Raw genomic sequence first — 17137 nt, 5'->3', positions numbered from 1 at the left:
CAAAGTGAAAAGATTATGGTGCCACTAGTTGTTTTCATTTGTCTCTTTAATTTCGAATTCCGAATCCTTTGGGTTCGTTACCGAGAATTCTGAAAAATCTTGAGGAGCATCCATCCCTGTGCCCTGAATTAACTCTGTTTCTGTTGTCACAATAAAAAACTGATCTGTATAAATTCTTTCTGTGTTTGGGTTCCAGAATAACTCTTCGGTTTTCAGGGTTTGATTTTCCTTTAAGTTTCTAACTACTACATCGCCATTGGCTCTGTAAAGTTTCGTTTTTGCATCATAAAAACCTTCCAAAGCCGTAAGCACTGAAGTGGTGTCTCCTTCGCTATCAAAAAAATCAATCCTTATGGTTTCCGGAAACTCTAAATCTCCATTGGAGAAAGTTAGTTGTTTATTCCCTTTAATTCCCAATTTTCGAATGGAACCTTCAGTCATAATGATTTCAACAAATTCAGACTCTAGAATAGGGCCGTCATACTCTTCCATTTCAGCCAATTTTTTTGGCTCAGAAAAGCAGGCCGTAAATGCCATTACAAATAAAAGAGGTATAAACTTTTTGAATCTCATTGTATGAAAAACGGTCTTCCCGAATAGAGAAGACCGCCTTTATTATTATTTAGAAATCAACTATTGCTGATCAGGTCTTTTCTGCAATTTAACGCTTTGTTGTATCCAGCATCCTACTGTAACAGAATCTCCTACTTCTTTACCTTCGGTAAAAATTTCTCCACCACTTGGGAATTGCGACTTGGCTTGGCTTGCTTTTAACTGATTACCACCTTTCATATAGTAATCATAAGCAACGATAAATCTAGCTCTATCGTCAACTTGGCTTTTCTCTTGATTACACTCGTTACTTTGCATCACCATATCACCAATTAAGGTATACATTTCTTCTTTCAAAGTCGGGTCAATTTCAACAGCTGCGATGGCCATTTTTCTAGCCTCAGCCTTATTTCCTTCAAGACGCTCCATTAAAACAATCTGCTTCATGGCTTTACCCTTATCGGTGTTATCTTCAGCAATTTCAATGGCTTTCTCGTAATATACTTTAGCGTTTACATAATCTTTTTCTTTAAGATAAGTTGAGCCAAGCATGTTAGCAATACCGTATTGAGGTTTAGTCTCTAATACCGTTTTAGCGGCATCAATAAACCAATCAGCATCGGTACATCCACCATTGAATGCATAAACAAATATTTTGTTTGCAAGCTCTTCATCTTTAGGGTTTGCCTTAAATTCTGGAACAAGCTTTTCGACAATAAAATTACAGTCGATTAGGTTAAGGTCTGCTAATTTTTTATCAACAAACTCTTTTACCGCATCCATACTTTTGGTGCTCTTATTCTGGCTTTTCGCCTTTTGAATTTGATAATCAATGTGCTCTGTACATCTATTATATATATCAAGAAGTTGTTCATCTGTAAGACCAATGTCACGTGCATAACCTAAAACGGCAGTCTGCATATAATAACGGCCAGTTGAGTAGAAACCCTCATTCCCTTCAAGCTCATAAGTGAGCTTAAATAAGTCTAGAAGATATTTCGTTTTTTCGGGATCCTTATCCTTAATGTAATACTTATAAGCAGAAATAGCCTGACGACCTATATTGTCTTTCTTTGATTCTGGGTAAGTCTTAAAGCGCATGTCATATAATGACATCACCTTAGCAGCCGCTGCGTCCTTTTCAGCCTCAGTTTTACCATTTTCCCAAGATTCATCCCAAATCGCGATTCCCTTTATATAAGTTGACTCACTTAATTCAGGGTAATTCTCCAAGATATATGCTAGATGACCCTTAGCGGCATCATAATTACCAGCCTTTTCGGTATCGCTAAATAATGTCCATTTTGTTTGGGCATCACTTCTTTTTTCCGGGTCTTCTGGCCATTTGAATTGAGCCATAGCAGAGTACCCAGAGGTAATAATGATCAAGGTCAATAAAAATTTAATTCTCATAATACTGTAGTTTAATTATACTTTTGTCTTGCAAACCATGTCTGGTCTTGCAAACTAAATCCAATGCTCAACTTGAGGTAGTTTTCTCTAATTAACCCATCGGTTACATTACCTCTATTTCCGAAGGTAGCTCCTAAATTCACATTTGAAACACCCCAAATTCCGCTCAGCGGTAATGATGTTCCAAAATTTATACCAAAGTCGTTTACTTCTTGTGAATTGACTAAATATGGAGTCCTTTCATAATGAACCCCGAATCTATAGGTTATTCTGGGGCCAGCCTTTGAAACTTCGTAATTTGGTAATAATTCTCCACCAACGGCAATTCTAAAGGCATCTCCAAATTCAGAACTAGTTTGGCCAGATTCATTCAGGTACTGACTCCACGCTTGAGTTTGTATATCAATCCCCACTGCAAACCTCTGAGATTTTTCATAAGAAATACCAAAACCAATACGCTGAGGAATAGAGATATTTGTGTCAATGTTATTTTTAAGCGTATCACTCGAAAGAACATTTCCATTGATATCTTGGCTTTCTAACCTCGTCAGGTTTCTACTTCTAATATTAGTTTCCAAATTATAGAATGCTCCAAAATTCAGTGACTGCTTTTCATTGAATTTTAATTTATAAGCCACACCAATATTGGCGGTAACATCTGAGAAGCTTCTTCTTTCATTATATATAGTGCTACTAAAGGTAATAGCTGGAATACCCGTTAGAAGAAATTCTGTATCTCTTTCTATAGAACCAAATAAATATGATGTTTTCAAGCCGATCATGAAATCCCCGAGTCTCAGTGCATGAGTCATGAAAGCCTCGTCTATACCGCCATTACCATCTAATTGAGATAACAAGGTTGTGTTATCTGGCCCAGTTGTACTTTGTAGAATTCCGTAGCTAACAGAGGTATATGGACTGAGACCTAAGGCCATATTCCATTTTCCGTATTTAATCGGCAATGAAAATCCAAAATCTTTGAACCCACCTGTAAATGAGCTATAGCTCTTGTCTCCGTTGTTATAGGTTCTCGAGTCAAATGAAGCCTCTATCTGAAATACCGCGTCATAATTAGATGCAATGAGAGCCGGATTAAGATTGTTAACATAAAACCTATTATTATAGCTTATGCCAAACCCTCCCATTCCAGCGTTATTGGAGTAACCACCCCAGTTTATGTCCCCTATTCCAAAAGCAGAATAAGAACTTTGAGTAAACTGCGCCTTAAGAGGAGCACAGAATAAAAATGCCCCTAAAAGGGCCGAATATTTAATGATATTTTTGAGCATTGCTTAACCTAAACACATTCAGTCCAACGAGCACTAATTTGAGGGTTACAAATATGTCAGCTTTTCTTTTAGATTCAAACCTTTATAAAAAGGGATATCAATAATCACCTTAAAATCAGGCATTTTTAACCAAAATTGTGAAAATAGCCTCAGTTCATCGCTTAGGCAGATTTACAAATACCTATTAATAGTCTTTCCAATCGCTAAAACTAACTGCAAAACACCGAGCCTATTAAGCACCTTTTGGAAGTTTTCATTCAAAATCGACTATAAATTTAGTTGATTAAAATGGTCGTGACAATTTTTTCGTGAACTTAATTTAAATTAAAACTTAAGCTCATTTTTTAAACCAACCCCTGATATTTTCCTACTGGTTGAATTTTCATAACCTATCGAACAGCTATTGCGTAAGGCTACTCCATTGGTATTCAAAATGAATAGTCACGGGATTGGTTGATTAACCTACTGATTTATATTTTTGCCTTTCGAGTAAATATCCTTTGGTCAATCAAGCAATCGTCTAAAATTGAGCTTAGAAAAAAGTAAAGGCTTACTATACTACAACGTCACCTTAATATGAGTTGATCTTTTATGTTTATTATTTTAATCAAGAGTTTAACGTTTCCTTTGACTTCGAGAATTTGATTTTTGATTAACATTGGTTTTACCACTAATGCTTATCTTAGCCCAAAATCTGCAAAGTGAATTTGTATTCTCGAATCAGAAGTATACTTTAGCGACACACAGCGACTTTAATGAAAAACAGACTACTACTAACATTATGCATGTTGTTTATGGTTTTTATAGCCAAAGCTGAAACTATGAATGGGTTTGACCCTGAAGTTTCAGTTACTGCTATAGCCACAGAAGAACTGCCAGCGGTTTCAATTGACGATTCTGCTGATGCATCTTCTGAAGAAGAGCATGTATCTCCAGCGGGTTGGTCAGTAATTCCATTTGCCTTGTTACTGATAATGATTGCCACAGGCCCATTATTTTACGAGCATTTTTGGCATAAGAACTACCCCATTATTGCGGTTTCATTGGCCGCAATTGTCGTTTTGTATTATTTGTTTGGAGTAGGTGATGTCAATCATCCTGTGCACGCACTTGCAGAATACGTGCAGTTTATAGCCTTACTGTCTTCGCTATACATTGCCTCTGGTGGAATAATGATAGATGTGGACAAAAAAGCCACTCCTATAACCAATGTGGGCCTATTACTCATAGGTGCTGTTATTTCTAACCTTATTGGTACAACAGGAGCATCAATGCTTTTAATTAGACCCTTTGTTCGTTTGAATAAAGGCAGAATCCAGCCATACCATATCATATTCTTTATTTTTATGGTAAGTAATGTGGGTGGAGCTTTAACCCCTATTGGTGACCCTCCCTTATTCCTTGGCTTTTTGAAAGGTGTACCTTTTGGTTGGACGCTTGAACACAATATTATCCCTTGGGCAACTGCTTTAGGTATGCTATCAATAGTGTTCTACATTTTTGACAAACGCAATACTGATGAAGACTTAGAAGAAATCTCAACCTTCACCAATAAAACTACTATTCTTGGTTCCAGAAATTTCATTTGGCTAGCCATTATTATTGCATCTGTTTTTATTGATCCAAACGTAATTGAAGGCGTTCCTGCCATTCACTATCACGGCCAGAAGTTCTCATTTATTCGCGAATTGATAATGTTCACTGTAGGCTTTCTATCTTACAGGTTTGCCGATAAACGAGCCATTAAAGGAAATGAATTCAATTTTGAACCAATTCGTGAAGTCGCCTTTATCTTTATTGGAATTTTCGGTACAATGATGCCAGCATTAGCTTTAGTAAGCGAGTTTGCCCAATCAGAAACAGGCACTGCCCTTATTACGCACAATACCTTATACTGGGGAACTGGAATTCTTTCAGGATTTTTAGATAACGCTCCTACTTACTTAAACTTCTTAGCTGCTGCTATGGCTTCTCAAGGGGGCGATATTGCAGTTATCAGTAATGTACATGACTATGCAGTAGGGGGTGTTTATGATGACTCTGTATCTAAATTAATCGCCATCTCACTTGGTGCGGTGTTCTTCGGAGCGATGACCTACATTGGTAATGGCCCTAACTTTATGGTAAAATCTATTGCTGAACAAATGGGGATTCACATGCCTTCATTCTTTGGCTATATATTAAGGTATTCTATACCTATACTCTTACCAATACTGTTTGTTATTTGGCTTATTTTCTTTACCCATTAGGTTAAATGTAAAGCAGGAAAGACTGCAGCATTATTGATTTTATGTAGAAACATTTTGTAACTTCATTTCTCTGATGTTTTGAAATGAATAGTATTTACTTCGATCTAATTTTAAGCGGCCTCACTTACGTAATTCTAACGTATTTGACATTTCAGCTTATGAAAAGGAGAAAGGTGAATAATGGCACAGATGATGATGAAGGAGGCGTGAGTGAGTTTGTACCTCCACATATTGATTTACCTCCTGGTGTTGTTTGGCCCGACTCTCCGCTGGTGACAAAAAGAAAGCCCGAAAAAGCATACTAATTACTGCTGCTTACATTTATCGCAAATACCTGTAATCAAAAAATTACTTTCTTCGCCCGTAAAGCCTCGAGGTAATTTCACTACTGGAATTTCAACGTGCTCCAAACAAGTGGTTTGCTCACATTTATTGCACTTAAAATGAATGTGATTATGCTGATGACTTCCTTCAGAACAAGTATCGGCACAAAGTGCATAGCGAATTCCACCTTTGTCATCGAGGATTTTATGAATCAACCCCTTGTCTAAAAAGGATTTCAGAGTTCTATAAATCGTAACCCTATCGTATTTTCCATCTACAGCCAGCTCAATATCAGAATGAGAAACAGCCACTTCATGATTGAGAAAAACATCAATAACATCTGCCCTACCTTGCGTAAGCCTTAAGGCGTGATCTCTTAAAAGTTCTTTAATATGATTGTCCACGTAATAAAGATAGTTATTAGAAAGTAGAATGCTACATCCAAATTTTAAGTTCCTTATTTATAGAGTAGAAGCACCACAAAGGGTTAAACTTTCTTTTTTCTCTTTTTAAAAAGCTTTCCTATAGAATTGAACGTTTTCTTCTCCCATTTCCAAAAAAAACTAAACTGACCTAGTAGGGTTCCGTAAAATAAGAGCAGAATTTGATATAATGGCGGAATTAAGAGCAGATATAAAAAAACGCCTTTAATGCCTGTAAGGCTTTCAATACCAAAAAGCTGAAAAACATAAGGTTTTAAAAACACAACAGATGTACCTGTAAGTGAAAATACAATCAACACTAAAACCACCTGAATGAGCGAATTGAGATTCCACCGCTCTTTCATCTTCTCTAAAAACTGTGTATTTGCCAAACCTTTTACCTTTTTAAAAGCGCACGAAGTTAGGCATGTTGATACCAATCACCAACCATAAATAAAACCTTATCAAAAAAACCTCAAATACGTGGGTATGGGCTAATTATTTCAATAAATTACATCAGCAAATTTCCTGATTGAAGATGTACGATTTAAGCAAGTTTCAGAGAATGATGGTCTGTTTAGACCTAACCGGAATGGATAAAGGACTTATCCAGTATGCGTCTATGATAGCACGTGTTTTTGAAATTAATTCTGTTTACTTTTTGCACGTAGCCGAATCATTGGAGCTACCTGCAGAGATTCAAGAGAAATACCCTGACCTTATTGCACCATTGGACGAAACGCTTGAGCACGAAATAAATGCCAAGGTGCAAGAGAACTTTGTTTGTCCAGAAGGTTGTGATGTTCAAATAAAAGTAGCCACAGGAAAAGTGACTGAAGAAGTGCTAAAAATGGCCAAAGTTAAGGTGATTGACCTTATGGTTTTGGGCAGAAAGCATCACCGTTCTAATGCAGGTTTGAATTCAAGCAAAATCGCAAAGAGTTCTCCTTCTTCAGTAATTTATGTACCAGAGAACCCAAAGCTGGAGCTCAATAAAGTACTGATCCCAATTGATTATTCTGAGCATTCTCAAATGGCTTTTGAAATAGGTATGGGAATTCAGCAGCAAACTGGTGCAATGTTAATGAGTAATCACATTTACAGAGTTCCAACGGGTTACCACAAATCAGGTAAGAGTTATGATGAGTTCGCTGAAATAATGCTTGAGAACACTAAAAAAGACTCAGAAAAATTCTTCAAGAAAATGGAGCTTGGCGATGTAAAGTTTGAACACACCTTTGCCCTAGATGATGATCCGCACCCAGCAGATAAAATTTATAAAACAGCTTCTGAAAAAGGTGTAGATATGATAATTCTGGGCTCCAAAGGCAGAACAAGTGCTGCTGCCTTTTTAATTGGTAGTGTTGCCGAAAAACTGGTTTACGAAAGTGGTGATATTCCTTTGTTCTTGGTAAAGAAAGGAAAAGAGAATCTAAGCCTACTTGAGGCTTTGTTCCGCTTGTAATCTATTTGCCAATTGTAGCTTTTAAGCTATAATTCAGTTCGTCTTTTAAGATCATACTCTGATCTCCAGAAATAGTAAAAGAGCTCAAAATTGATTTTCCTTGTTCAATATGGAAATAGAGGTTGAGCTCTTTTTCAAATTTATAGATAGGGTTTTCGTCTCTGATTATAATTCGAATGCTTTCCAACTGGTCGTCAGTATAATTATAATCAATTGACCGAACAGCTGGCCTTTCAGTTTTGGCCGAATCAATCACTTTTTTTGTATTAACCCCCGTTGAAATCTCTTCTGTGGTATAAGAGGTTTCCAAGCCTAGCTTATTGATGTCGGCCTGATAAAAGAGCCCAAGCTCTTCTTTCCATTGTTTTGCCGAATCCAACTGAATTGTTACCCGATCCGTTTCCCCACTCACATTAAGCTCTTTGGTCAAAACAGGTCTCTTTACTTCAAATTCAGCAATTTGTTCGTCTAATAACTCTACAAGGTCAAAGTAAGTGCCTGTTCGTATGGGCTCCGAATTCTTCCCTACGGAACAACCAAGCAGCATTAGAGAAAGTAAGAAGACTAGATTTTTTAATTTCATAAGAGTATTTCCCCACTCATTTCTTTTGGAATTTCAACTCCCATTAATGTTAAAATGGTAGGCGCTAAATCGCCAAGTTTACCATCTTTCATTTGAGGTTTCAATTCATTATCAACGAGAATACAAGGAACCAAGTTCGTGGTATGCGCAGTATTTGGGCTGCCATCTGGGTTTACCATAATATCTGAATTACCATGGTCAGCAATTACTATTGTGGTATAACCATTTTTCAAGGCTGAAACAATCACTTCTCCAGCACATTTATCTACCGTTTCGCAAGCTTTTACTGCCGCTTCAAAAACACCAGTATGCCCTACCATATCAGGGTTAGCAAAATTGAGACATACAAAGTCTACTTCTTGCTTGTCTAATTCTTTTACAATGGCATCCTTAATATCGTTCGCACTCATTTCTGGTTGCAAATCGTAAGTAGCCACTTTTGGCGAAGGACATAAAATACGTTTTTCGTCTTTAAACGGAACCTCGCGCCCACCGCTAAAGAAGAAGGTGACATGTGGGTATTTCTCAGTTTCAGCAATTCTAATCTGCTTTTTACCTGCCTCAGCAAGTACTTCACCCAAGGTGTTTTTTAGGTTATCTTTATCAAACATCACTTTTACGCCACTAAACGAGTCATCGTAATTAGTGAGCGTAACAAAGTAAAGTTTCATGGCTTTCATTTCCTGTTCAGGAAAATCACGCTGCGTAAGTGCTTGGGTAATTTCTCTTCCTCTATCAGTTCTGAAATTGAAGTAGATGACTACATCATCTTCCTCAATCGTGGCCAAGGGAACACCATTCTTTGTATGAATGATTGGAATGATAAACTCATCGGTAACGCCTTCTATGTATGATTTAGCAATGCTTTCAGATATATTCTCTGAATTTACACCAGCTCCTTTCACCATGGCATCATAAGCCAGTTTTATTCTTTCCCAGCGATTGTCTCGGTCCATGGCGTAATAGCGACCAATCACAGAAGCTACTTTTCCGGTAGTTTTTTCCATGTGTGCCTCTAGGTCTGCCATATACTTTATACCTCCTTTTGGGTCAGTATCGCGGCCATCAGTAAATGCATGTACAAAAACATCTTTCAGTCCTTGATTGTCTGCAATACTGAGTAAAGCTTTTAAATGATTGATGTGAGAGTGTACCCCACCATCTGAGAGTAAACCTAAGAAATGCACTTTCTTGGAATTCGCTTTTGCGTAGTCTAAAGCAGATTTCAATGTTGGGTTATCTGCCAAAGTGTTTTCTTCCACTGCCTTATTTACCTTCACCAAATCCTGATAAACAACTCGACCAGCGCCAATATTCATATGACCCACTTCTGAATTCCCCATTTGACCAGCCGGCAAACCAACGGCTAAACCAGAGGCTTCTAGTTTAGAATGAGCATATTTGCGATAGAGCGAATCGATTACGGGTGTTTTGGCATGATCTATAGCAGAAACGTTGGAATCGGTACCTAAACCCCAACCGTCCAAGATCATTAAGAGAACGCGTTTTTCCATGGGGCAAATATATATTATTATGATCTGGTTTGTAAGTCCAAAGCGATTGTATTAATTTGATTCTGAACTAACCTAAGGAGAGTAATAATTGGCATTATTTTCGTTAAACTAATGGCTAAGTCACTAAAAATGAGGAATAAAAATATCGTTATTACTTTCATGTCTCTTTTGCTAGTGTTCAGCACCTTTTCGGGTTTTGCGCAAACACCAGAAGAAAAATTGATAAAAAACGTACAAGAGGCATTAAAGTCTTCGAGCTCGCGAGAGCTTGTAAAATACCTACACGAAAGAGTTGAAATCAAACTCGACAACGAAAAAAAGGATTATAGCACCAATCAAGCAGAAATTGTTCTGAAGCAATTTTTCCAGAAAAACCCTGCTGATTCTACCGAGTTTATTCACGAAGGAAATTCAGATGGAGGTATTATTTATGCCATTGGTTCTTACGTTTCGAGAAACAAAAAATACAGAGTTGTTCTAAGGGCGAAGAAATATAAAGCAGACTATAAAATCTATCGCCTCGAATTTACTGAAGACCGATAAGCCCTTGCAATCTATTTAGTATTTTTGGCCTATGTGGCCGAAATACATTACAGAAAAATCTCTCGATCAGTTTATTGAAAACGCTTTAGCCGAAGATATTGGCGATGGCGATCATTCATCCCTTGCTTCAATTCCAGAAAACGCTGAAAACTCAGCCTATCTTCTCATGAAAGACAGTGGCATTATTGCTGGTGTGGAATTGGCAGAAATCATTTTCAAAAAATTAAGTCCTTCTATTAAAGTAGAGACCTTGGTAAAAGATGGCGATGTCGTCAAAAAAGGCGACATCATCATGCGGATCCACGGCAGCTCAAGGGCCATTTTATCTGGTGAACGCTTAATGCTTAACTGTATGCAGCGCATGAGCGGTATTGCTACTTATACCAACAAATTGAATTCTCAGATTTCTCATACTTCAACAAAACTTTTAGACACCCGAAAAACTACACCCAATTTTAGACTGATGGAAAAATGGGCTGTTTTTATTGGTGGAGGCGTAAACCATAGGTTTGGCTTGTATGATATGATCATGCTGAAAGACAACCACAACGATTTTGCTGGTGGAATTACTCAGTCGGTGAATGCCACCAAAAACTATTTACAACGAACTGGCCGCGACCTTAAAATTGAAGTAGAAACCCGTAACTTAGAGGAAGTTAAAGAGGTTTTGAGCTTGGAAGGAGTGCATAGAATTATGCTCGATAACATGAGCCCAGCATTAATGAGCGAAGCTTTGGCTTTGATTAATGGCCGTTTAGAAACCGAGGCCTCCGGTGGCATTACCGAATCGACCATTGGGGCGGTAGCAGAGACTGGAGTAGACTATATTTCCGTTGGTGCACTTACCCATTCGGCAAAAAGCCTGGACATAAGCCTGAAAGCAGAATAATTTGAAAGTTAAGAAACGCAATTTTTTAGTGTTAATGATTGAAGCCTTAGTTTTGATCATTATGTTTGTGTTCCTTTTTCGACACTGTGCGAGTTAGCAGGTAAATTATCATGATTGTAAAAACAAAAAAATACGCTTTAGACAAAAAAGCTTACATCCGTGCGGGGATGAGAAACATCCTTAAAGAGCAATGGTGGGTGGTTTTAATTGCTATTGGCATTTCAGCCATGGCCTTTGTCATTCCTTCAAACTGGTGGTGGATTGGCGCTTTGATCGCCTACGTTTTGTATCTACTTTTTTGGCTTATCCAGTTTACGGGAGTAACCCAGTTAGAACAAAGCAAAATGCTTTTCGATAAGCTTTCTTACGAAATTGACAGCCGTCAGATTTTGATCAAAATGAACTCCAAGCAAGGCATGCCCATGAAATGGGAGCAAATTAAATATGCTTGGATGGACAAAAAACAGTTTGTGCTTGTGGTAAACAAAGCCCAAATGATGATGTTCCCTTACACTGTTTTCAAAACTCAAAACGAAGTAAAATTCGTAGAGACAATTATGAGACGTAAGGGCTTGATCAAAGGTCAAAAAGAGCAAATAGAAAAATAAGAAAGGTTAATACCTTACTAAAAGCACGGTTATCTAATAGCCGTGCTTTTTTCGTTATTTGCTACCTAATTCAGAAAATTGAAATCACGTTACTACATCGAGGGATTGATTGCCGTTTTTCTCTTTGGCATTACTCCAATTTTTATCAAGGAAGTTTCTGCCAATGCGGTAACTATTGGCTTGGTGCGCTTAGTGATTGGCGCAAGTTTTCTGTTTTTCTTAGCAGGAAATAAGAACATAAAAAAGCTTACCAAAAAGGACTGGAAGGCACTTGTTCTCATTGGTGTTGTTTTCGGGGCGCATTGGATCACTTATTTTATGAGTGTAAAACTTGCCACACCTTCCATGGCCATCCTCTCGGTTTCTTCATTCGGGCTGCACATGATTTACTTAGACTGGGCGATTAACAAAAGAAAGCCATCGCCTTATGAGATTACCGCAGTCTTAATCGCCTTATTCGGTATCTATTTAATCGTACCGGCATTCGACCTAAAAAATAACCTTACAACGGGTATTCTAATTGGTCTGGTCAGTGCGGCCTTTTTTGCCATCCTGCCATTTATTCAGCGGAAAAACCAACATATCGACTCCTTGACAAGGGCATTTGGTCAATACACTTTCGCACTTATTATTTTTCTCCCCATGTCATTTGAGTCCAATTGGGAATTGACCCAACAGGACTGGGTTTACCTCGCAATTCTCGGCACGGTATGTACGGTAGGCGCACATACTTTATGGCTACGTGCCTCCACCATTTTGCCTCCAACCAACACGAGCCTTATTTTCTATTTGGGTACGCCAATCGCTATGGTTACCAGCTTTATTTTCTTAGATGAAGCCATGCCTATGCAGAAAATTATGGGAGCCGCTCTGATCATTTTTGCGAATGTTTTCGGGGTTTTGATGAGGAAAAGAAAAAGGAGATAATTAAAAAAGTAATTGTATATCCCGCTAGAGTCTTCTCAGTATTATCAACTAATAAAGATCCCTTAATTAGAAGATGTGTTAATGTTAGTAAAGAGCAAGAACTGAAACCCTGCTCTTTACACCTATCACTCTCTTTAATGAGTGCCAGATTTTACATGAAATAGTTTGCTTTTAGAACACACCTATATAATGGTTGCCTGGCTTGTTGGCCAAAGTAGCACCTTTGGTAACCTCGCCTGTCTGGCTATTGAATACATAAATGTTACCATCTTTCCCTACAGGCGTAATCGCCATTAACAGGTAGTCTCCATACGCCAAGAAGCCTTGGTACTGGAACAAGTCCAAGTCAGCATCGTTAGGAATATCCATTACTTTTTCAGCTGTTCTGTTATTCAGGTCTACACGAGCTACATAACTTTGGTCAGAATCACCATATTGATAAACGATATAACCAATATTGTCTTTTACATATCTCCACGTTTGCACATAAACATTTTCTACGCCCAATGCTTGGTCTAGACTAAATACGTAAGAGTTATCATACTCATTATTAGTCGTAATTTTAAGAATATGCGAACCATTAGGGTCTCTTTGTGTGGCCTGATAAATACTTCCATCTTCTGCCAAAAAGTTAACATTACTACGGTAACCAGAACAGTCGCCAAAGGCTACAGTAGAAGTAATAACCTTAGGGTTTTCAAGAGAAGGATAATCAACTACAACTGTTTTTGTACCTAGCCTCTCCCACTCGCTTTCACTATCGCCAGTAGCAGGATCGTATTTACGCATCCATGTACCAATAAGCAATTTATTACCCGCCTGATTAAGCACTGGAGCATCTAAACGGAAAATAGCATGACCTTCTGCTTCCTCTTGTTCAGATAGTGCGATTTCATATTGCTTGTAATTGGAAATAAGGACATTCTGAAGGTCTAAAGCAAGTACTGTGGCCGTACCACGATAGTACTTAAATGGTTCTTCAGAATTGGTATTGTTTGCGGCAATGTTAGCAATATTTACAGCAATACCCGTTTTGTCGCCATCGTACAATTTACCCCACCTCGGAGCTGTGCCAGCATATTGTGCAATGCTTACGGTTACATCTTCTTCTACGTAGTTTGCACCGCCTTGTACACCGAACCTTGAAAATTCTCCTCCATTTTCACCTGCATACGCAATATTAAACATGGTGTTTCCATCTTCTGAAACTTGTAAACGGGCTGTACGATTAGATTTTACTGGTTCGCCATTATCATAAAGGTTAATCGTTGTAGCAGGATCAATGGCATCTTCATAGCTTACAGCATATATCATGGTACCGCCATTACCGTCTCCAGGATTATCACCCATTAAAGCTCCGGCAACTGTTACCCAACGAGAACCATCCAGTTCCTCTGTAGGATTTACCTTGTCGTCATCTTCACAATTGGTTACAAAAAATGACGATATTAATACAACAAATAGCCAATATCTAGAAAATAGTTTTTTCGTTTTCATAATAGTTATTTAGGGTTATAAATTATTTATAGTATAGTTTAGCTTTAAAAAAAATGCTCTTCCTGGTTTCTGTACTGCAAAATTGTCGTATACCTGCTTGTCGAAAATATTCCTTACGTCTGCACTTACCACAAAACATTTGTTCGGGAAGGTGAAGTTGACTCCAAGATCATGTATAAACTGGCGGGGTGTCCTAAAGCTTTCAATCTCTAGCCAGGTAGTATAAAAGCGATCTACAAAACCAAAACTGTATGACAGGTTCAGGCTTGAACCATTGGCAATAATATCTGTAAATGTATATTCTGCCATGGCATTGGCTGTAAAGTAAGGTTCGTTTGGTAATTGCTGTTTGTAATTGTCAAACACGTTTCCATTGCTATCATATTTTGTGTTAAACACCGAATTGAATCGGGACATATTCAATATTAGATTCAGCTGCTGCCTGTAGACATATTTTACCTCCGCCTCAAACCCAATAGATTTAGTTTTTCCCAGATTTTCATAGGGATTGGTCTGTACTGCATCATTTATTCTTGGGTTGATCCTTTGTACAATTTTATCGCGTGTGTCACGCAAAAAACCGGTTGTAGAAAATGAAAAATTATGCTCTTGTATAAAGAAAGAACCTGCCTGAAAACCGATGTTTACATTGTTACTAACTTCTGGGGCAATAGCCAGATTTTCTACAATGTTTTCACTAGGGCTCCCGAATACTTCGTTTTCTGACGGCATTCTAACGGCTTTTTCGGCCGAGGCCATAACAATCAACTGTGGCCACACAGTAAAGGACAAGGCTGTTCCATAACCCGTAGCGTTTCTGTTGCTCGACACCCGATCTTCTACCCTAACAGATTCACCATTTTGCTGCACTAATACGGGATCCATTCTATCTATCCGTTGTTGATAGAACTTTCCAAAAACGCTTCCCTTCAGTCGATCGTCAGTTGTTGTCAGCTCATATGCCAAAGACGAAATATTCTTCTTTAAGTCGCGTGTACCAATAAACTCACGCTCCACTACACTGCGCATTTCGTCCTGCTGGGTGCGGTCAATATCAAAAAACACATGGTTTAGTATGACCTTGTGATTACTGTTAATGGTATAATTCAGCCCCGACCGGAATGTAGCGATATCCCTGTTAATGTGGTTGATGGTTGGGGCTCCCTGTTGGGCACCTTGAGGCCTCATTATTGGCTCCCCATCTAATCCGAGGCTTCTTTCGCCAAACCAGTTGTAATTCCACTTTACAGTGTCGTTCACCACTTGGTTTCTATCACTGTACATTCCGTTAAAAGTAAATTCAAGACCTTTTTTAAGCAGATCGCTTTTTGTGTAGGTGAGGCCCATCACATTGGCCCGAGACTCAGTAAACCTACCTTTATAGGGAATGGACATATAAGTGCCATGCTGAATTTCGTTGTAATCGTCTGAAGCATTGAAACTGAAAAAGAACTGATCGGCCCATTTTACATCTGTAAATCCAAGGGCAATTTGCCCGCCTACTGATCTATAGGCATCATTAAACCGTTTGGCGCGTACGTAATAGTAGCGGCCATTTGGTAAAATATTACGAACGAACTTTCCCCAAACTTCATAGTCATTGTCAGAGTAGTTATAAAACCCCGATGCCTTTAGCGTGAAACCTGATGTTTCACTACGGTGCATTCCGCTAAAGTTGGTTTGGAAGGTATTGAACGATCCATATGAAACTGAAGCGTTAAGGTTATTGGCCATTTGTTTTTTCAAAATCACGTTTATCGCTCCGCCCAAAGCATCATCGGCCAAATGTGCAGGTAGCACTCCTTTGTACACTTCAATTCGCTCGATTAATGCAGGTGGAATACTATTAAGACTGAAAGATCTACCATATGTAGAGACGGGGAGTCCATCGATAAAAATTCGTACCGAATTGCCTGACATTCCATTGAGATTATAGTCTACGGACGACCCTAAACCACCATTTTGGCGTACTCTTATGCCTGCGGTTCGGTTCAGTAAATCATTAGTTTGCACCGATTGAAGGGCTGCCTTGCTTGTTTCCAATACCTCAACCGCAAAACCTTTAGTTTCTATTTCTCTTTCTTCTGTTATCCCTTCAACCACTACTTCATTGAGCAACACGGCATTAGCGCCTTTTAACACAGCATTATGTTCAATAATTGCCTTATTAATATTGACTGTATATATAGTGTCATTAATCTCAATACTGCTAATTTCTAATTGGTAGGTTCCGAATGGGATGCCAGACATTTGATAGAAACCTGACTCATCCGATAAAGTATGCTTTTTAACAGAGGGAAAATGAACTATTGCAAATACGACAGGAGTACCGTCTTCTAAAGTCAGCTTACCAGAAACCTTTCCCTTTTGAGAAAAACAGATATTACCCACAAATAGACTTATAGCAATGAGGGCTGGAGTAAACCACTTGTTCATGGTCTCTTCTGCAATAAGGTTGTAAAAGCAGTTGTATCCCTGTGGTCATTGCCGTTGAGTAGAGGCACAACAAAAGTTTTCAAATATTTTTCTAACAAACCCATCAACTTTTCTTGCATGTCAAAACATTATTCTTATTTAGACTAATTATAAATTGAGCTCAAAACTAAACACGCCCTTCACTATAAACAAGTTTTACCAAAAAAATTTAGACGAATTTCAGTTAATCATTTCTTCTAATGAACTGACAGGTATTTCCATTCGGAAGAAAGGGAGCAAGCTCAATACAGAAACTAACTGCTCCACAACAGCTTAGGAAAAATTGATAGCTTCTCTCTTATATAGGTATGCTATAAACTCATTAACGGACAATACGCATTGTAATTTAAATCAAATGCAATTTTCATATTTGTAGATTTTGATTAT

At 38.2% G+C, this 17137-nt stretch carries 16 protein-coding genes; 7 read left to right on the top strand and 9 right to left on the bottom strand.

Going from position 1 to position 17137, the window contains the following annotated elements; all coding sequences use genetic code 11:
• Positions 1-24: 24 nt before the first annotated feature.
• From lptC to bamG, 3 genes are read right to left on the bottom strand one after another with little or no spacing between them, the layout of a single operon-like run.
• A complete protein-coding gene (lptC, locus tag MB14_RS07555; protein ID WP_062590977.1) occupies positions 25-573 on the bottom strand; it encodes an LPS export ABC transporter periplasmic protein LptC in 549 nt (182 codons plus the stop codon).
• A 60-nt stretch (positions 574-633) separates the two neighbouring features.
• Positions 634-1965: a tetratricopeptide repeat protein gene (locus MB14_RS07550; protein ID WP_062590976.1), complete on the bottom strand. Its 1332-nt coding sequence runs from the start codon at positions 1963-1965 to the stop codon at positions 634-636.
• Between the two features lie 11 nt (positions 1966-1976).
• Entirely contained in the window at positions 1977-3254 is a 1278-nt protein-coding gene (bamG, locus tag MB14_RS07545; protein WP_062590975.1) for a BamG family beta-barrel-assembly machinery protein, read from the bottom strand.
• A gap of 755 nt (positions 3255-4009) precedes the next feature.
• Between bamG and MB14_RS07540 the strand changes: the two genes are divergently transcribed.
• Positions 4010-5503: a sodium:proton antiporter gene (locus MB14_RS07540; RefSeq protein ID WP_062590974.1), complete on the top strand. Its 1494-nt coding sequence runs from the start codon at positions 4010-4012 to the stop codon at positions 5501-5503.
• A gap of 158 nt (positions 5504-5661) precedes the next feature.
• Positions 5662-5808 (top strand): hypothetical protein, encoded by a 147-nt coding sequence (locus MB14_RS07535; RefSeq protein WP_246032602.1) that lies wholly within the window; start codon positions 5662-5664, stop codon positions 5806-5808.
• Here MB14_RS07535 and MB14_RS07530 read toward each other — a convergent pair whose 3' ends face one another.
• Both MB14_RS07530 and MB14_RS07525 read right to left on the bottom strand, forming a co-directional pair.
• Positions 5809-6231: a Fur family transcriptional regulator gene (locus MB14_RS07530; protein WP_062590972.1), complete on the bottom strand. Its 423-nt coding sequence runs from the start codon at positions 6229-6231 to the stop codon at positions 5809-5811.
• An 83-nt stretch (positions 6232-6314) separates the two neighbouring features.
• Complete coding sequence (locus MB14_RS07525) at positions 6315-6641, bottom strand: DUF6787 family protein (RefSeq protein WP_246032603.1); 327 nt, start codon at positions 6639-6641, stop codon at positions 6315-6317.
• Positions 6642-6787: 146 nt separating this feature from the next.
• Here MB14_RS07525 and MB14_RS07520 point away from each other — a divergent pair, with 146 nt between their 5' ends.
• The gene (locus MB14_RS07520; RefSeq protein WP_062590970.1) at positions 6788-7714 is read left to right on the top strand and encodes a universal stress protein; all 927 of its coding nucleotides are present in this window, start codon (positions 6788-6790) and stop codon (positions 7712-7714) included.
• 1 nt (position 7715) lies between these two features.
• Here MB14_RS07520 and MB14_RS07515 read toward each other — a convergent pair whose 3' ends face one another.
• Both MB14_RS07515 and gpmI read right to left on the bottom strand, forming a co-directional pair.
• Positions 7716-8297 carry a hypothetical protein gene (locus tag MB14_RS07515; protein WP_062590969.1) on the bottom strand — a complete coding sequence of 194 codons (582 nt, stop codon included), beginning with the start codon at positions 8295-8297 and terminating at the stop codon, positions 7716-7718.
• Positions 8294-9811 (bottom strand): 2,3-bisphosphoglycerate-independent phosphoglycerate mutase, encoded by a 1518-nt coding sequence (gpmI, locus tag MB14_RS07510; RefSeq protein WP_062590968.1) that lies wholly within the window; start codon positions 9809-9811, stop codon positions 8294-8296. The genes MB14_RS07515 and gpmI overlap by 4 nt, the downstream gene beginning before the upstream one ends.
• A gap of 111 nt (positions 9812-9922) precedes the next feature.
• Between gpmI and MB14_RS07505 the strand changes: the two genes are divergently transcribed.
• The 4 genes from MB14_RS07505 to MB14_RS07490 all read left to right on the top strand — a co-directional run bounded on the left by MB14_RS07505 (position 9923) and on the right by MB14_RS07490 (position 12778).
• The gene (locus tag MB14_RS07505) at positions 9923-10354 is read left to right on the top strand and encodes a DUF4783 domain-containing protein (protein WP_062590967.1); all 432 of its coding nucleotides are present in this window, start codon (positions 9923-9925) and stop codon (positions 10352-10354) included.
• A gap of 31 nt (positions 10355-10385) precedes the next feature.
• Positions 10386-11243, top strand: coding sequence for a carboxylating nicotinate-nucleotide diphosphorylase (gene nadC / locus MB14_RS07500; RefSeq protein WP_062590966.1), 858 nt, complete (start codon positions 10386-10388; stop codon positions 11241-11243).
• Positions 11244-11353: 110 nt separating this feature from the next.
• Positions 11354-11851, top strand: coding sequence for a PH domain-containing protein (locus MB14_RS07495; RefSeq protein ID WP_062590965.1), 498 nt, complete (start codon positions 11354-11356; stop codon positions 11849-11851).
• A gap of 78 nt (positions 11852-11929) precedes the next feature.
• Positions 11930-12778 carry a DMT family transporter gene (locus MB14_RS07490; protein ID WP_062590964.1) on the top strand — a complete coding sequence of 283 codons (849 nt, stop codon included), beginning with the start codon at positions 11930-11932 and terminating at the stop codon, positions 12776-12778.
• Between the two features lie 171 nt (positions 12779-12949).
• On the opposite strand, the gene MB14_RS07485 is transcribed toward MB14_RS07490, so the two are convergent.
• The gene (locus MB14_RS07485) at positions 12950-14275 is read right to left on the bottom strand and encodes a hypothetical protein (RefSeq protein ID WP_062590963.1); all 1326 of its coding nucleotides are present in this window, start codon (positions 14273-14275) and stop codon (positions 12950-12952) included.
• A gap of 15 nt (positions 14276-14290) precedes the next feature.
• A complete protein-coding gene (locus MB14_RS07480; protein WP_062590962.1) occupies positions 14291-16711 on the bottom strand; it encodes a TonB-dependent receptor in 2421 nt (806 codons plus the stop codon).
• Positions 16712-17137: the final 426 nt, after the last annotated feature.

The sequence above is a fragment of the Roseivirga ehrenbergii genome (assembly GCF_001593005.1).
Classification (GTDB): Bacteria; Bacteroidota; Bacteroidia; order Cytophagales; family Cyclobacteriaceae; genus Roseivirga; species Roseivirga ehrenbergii.
Note: the sequence above shows the minus strand (reverse complement) of the source record. Positions and strands in the feature narration are given on the sequence as shown.

Bases quoted from the DNA above. Each gene is read 5' to 3' on its own strand.
- bamG (WP_062590975.1), bottom strand. From the start codon at position 3,254: ATGCTCAAAAATATCATTAAATATTCGGCCCTTTTAGGGGCATTTTTA.
- lptC (WP_062590977.1), bottom strand. From the start codon at position 573: ATGAGATTCAAAAAGTTTATACCTCTTTTATTTGTAATGGCATTTACG.
- nadC (WP_062590966.1), top strand. From the start codon at position 10,386: ATGTGGCCGAAATACATTACAGAAAAATCTCTCGATCAGTTTATTGAA.
- MB14_RS07520 (WP_062590970.1), top strand. From the start codon at position 6,788: ATGTACGATTTAAGCAAGTTTCAGAGAATGATGGTCTGTTTAGACCTA.
- MB14_RS07550 (WP_062590976.1), bottom strand. From the start codon at position 1,965: ATGAGAATTAAATTTTTATTGACCTTGATCATTATTACCTCTGGGTAC.
- MB14_RS07540 (WP_062590974.1), top strand. From the start codon at position 4,010: ATGAAAAACAGACTACTACTAACATTATGCATGTTGTTTATGGTTTTT.
- MB14_RS07535 (WP_246032602.1), top strand. From the start codon at position 5,662: ATGAAAAGGAGAAAGGTGAATAATGGCACAGATGATGATGAAGGAGGC.
- MB14_RS07480 (WP_062590962.1), bottom strand. From the start codon at position 16,711: ATGAACAAGTGGTTTACTCCAGCCCTCATTGCTATAAGTCTATTTGTG.
- MB14_RS07485 (WP_062590963.1), bottom strand. From the start codon at position 14,275: ATGAAAACGAAAAAACTATTTTCTAGATATTGGCTATTTGTTGTATTA.
- MB14_RS07515 (WP_062590969.1), bottom strand. From the start codon at position 8,297: ATGAAATTAAAAAATCTAGTCTTCTTACTTTCTCTAATGCTGCTTGGT.
- gpmI (WP_062590968.1), bottom strand. From the start codon at position 9,811: ATGGAAAAACGCGTTCTCTTAATGATCTTGGACGGTTGGGGTTTAGGT.
- MB14_RS07495 (WP_062590965.1), top strand. From the start codon at position 11,354: ATGATTGTAAAAACAAAAAAATACGCTTTAGACAAAAAAGCTTACATC.
- MB14_RS07505 (WP_062590967.1), top strand. From the start codon at position 9,923: ATGGCTAAGTCACTAAAAATGAGGAATAAAAATATCGTTATTACTTTC.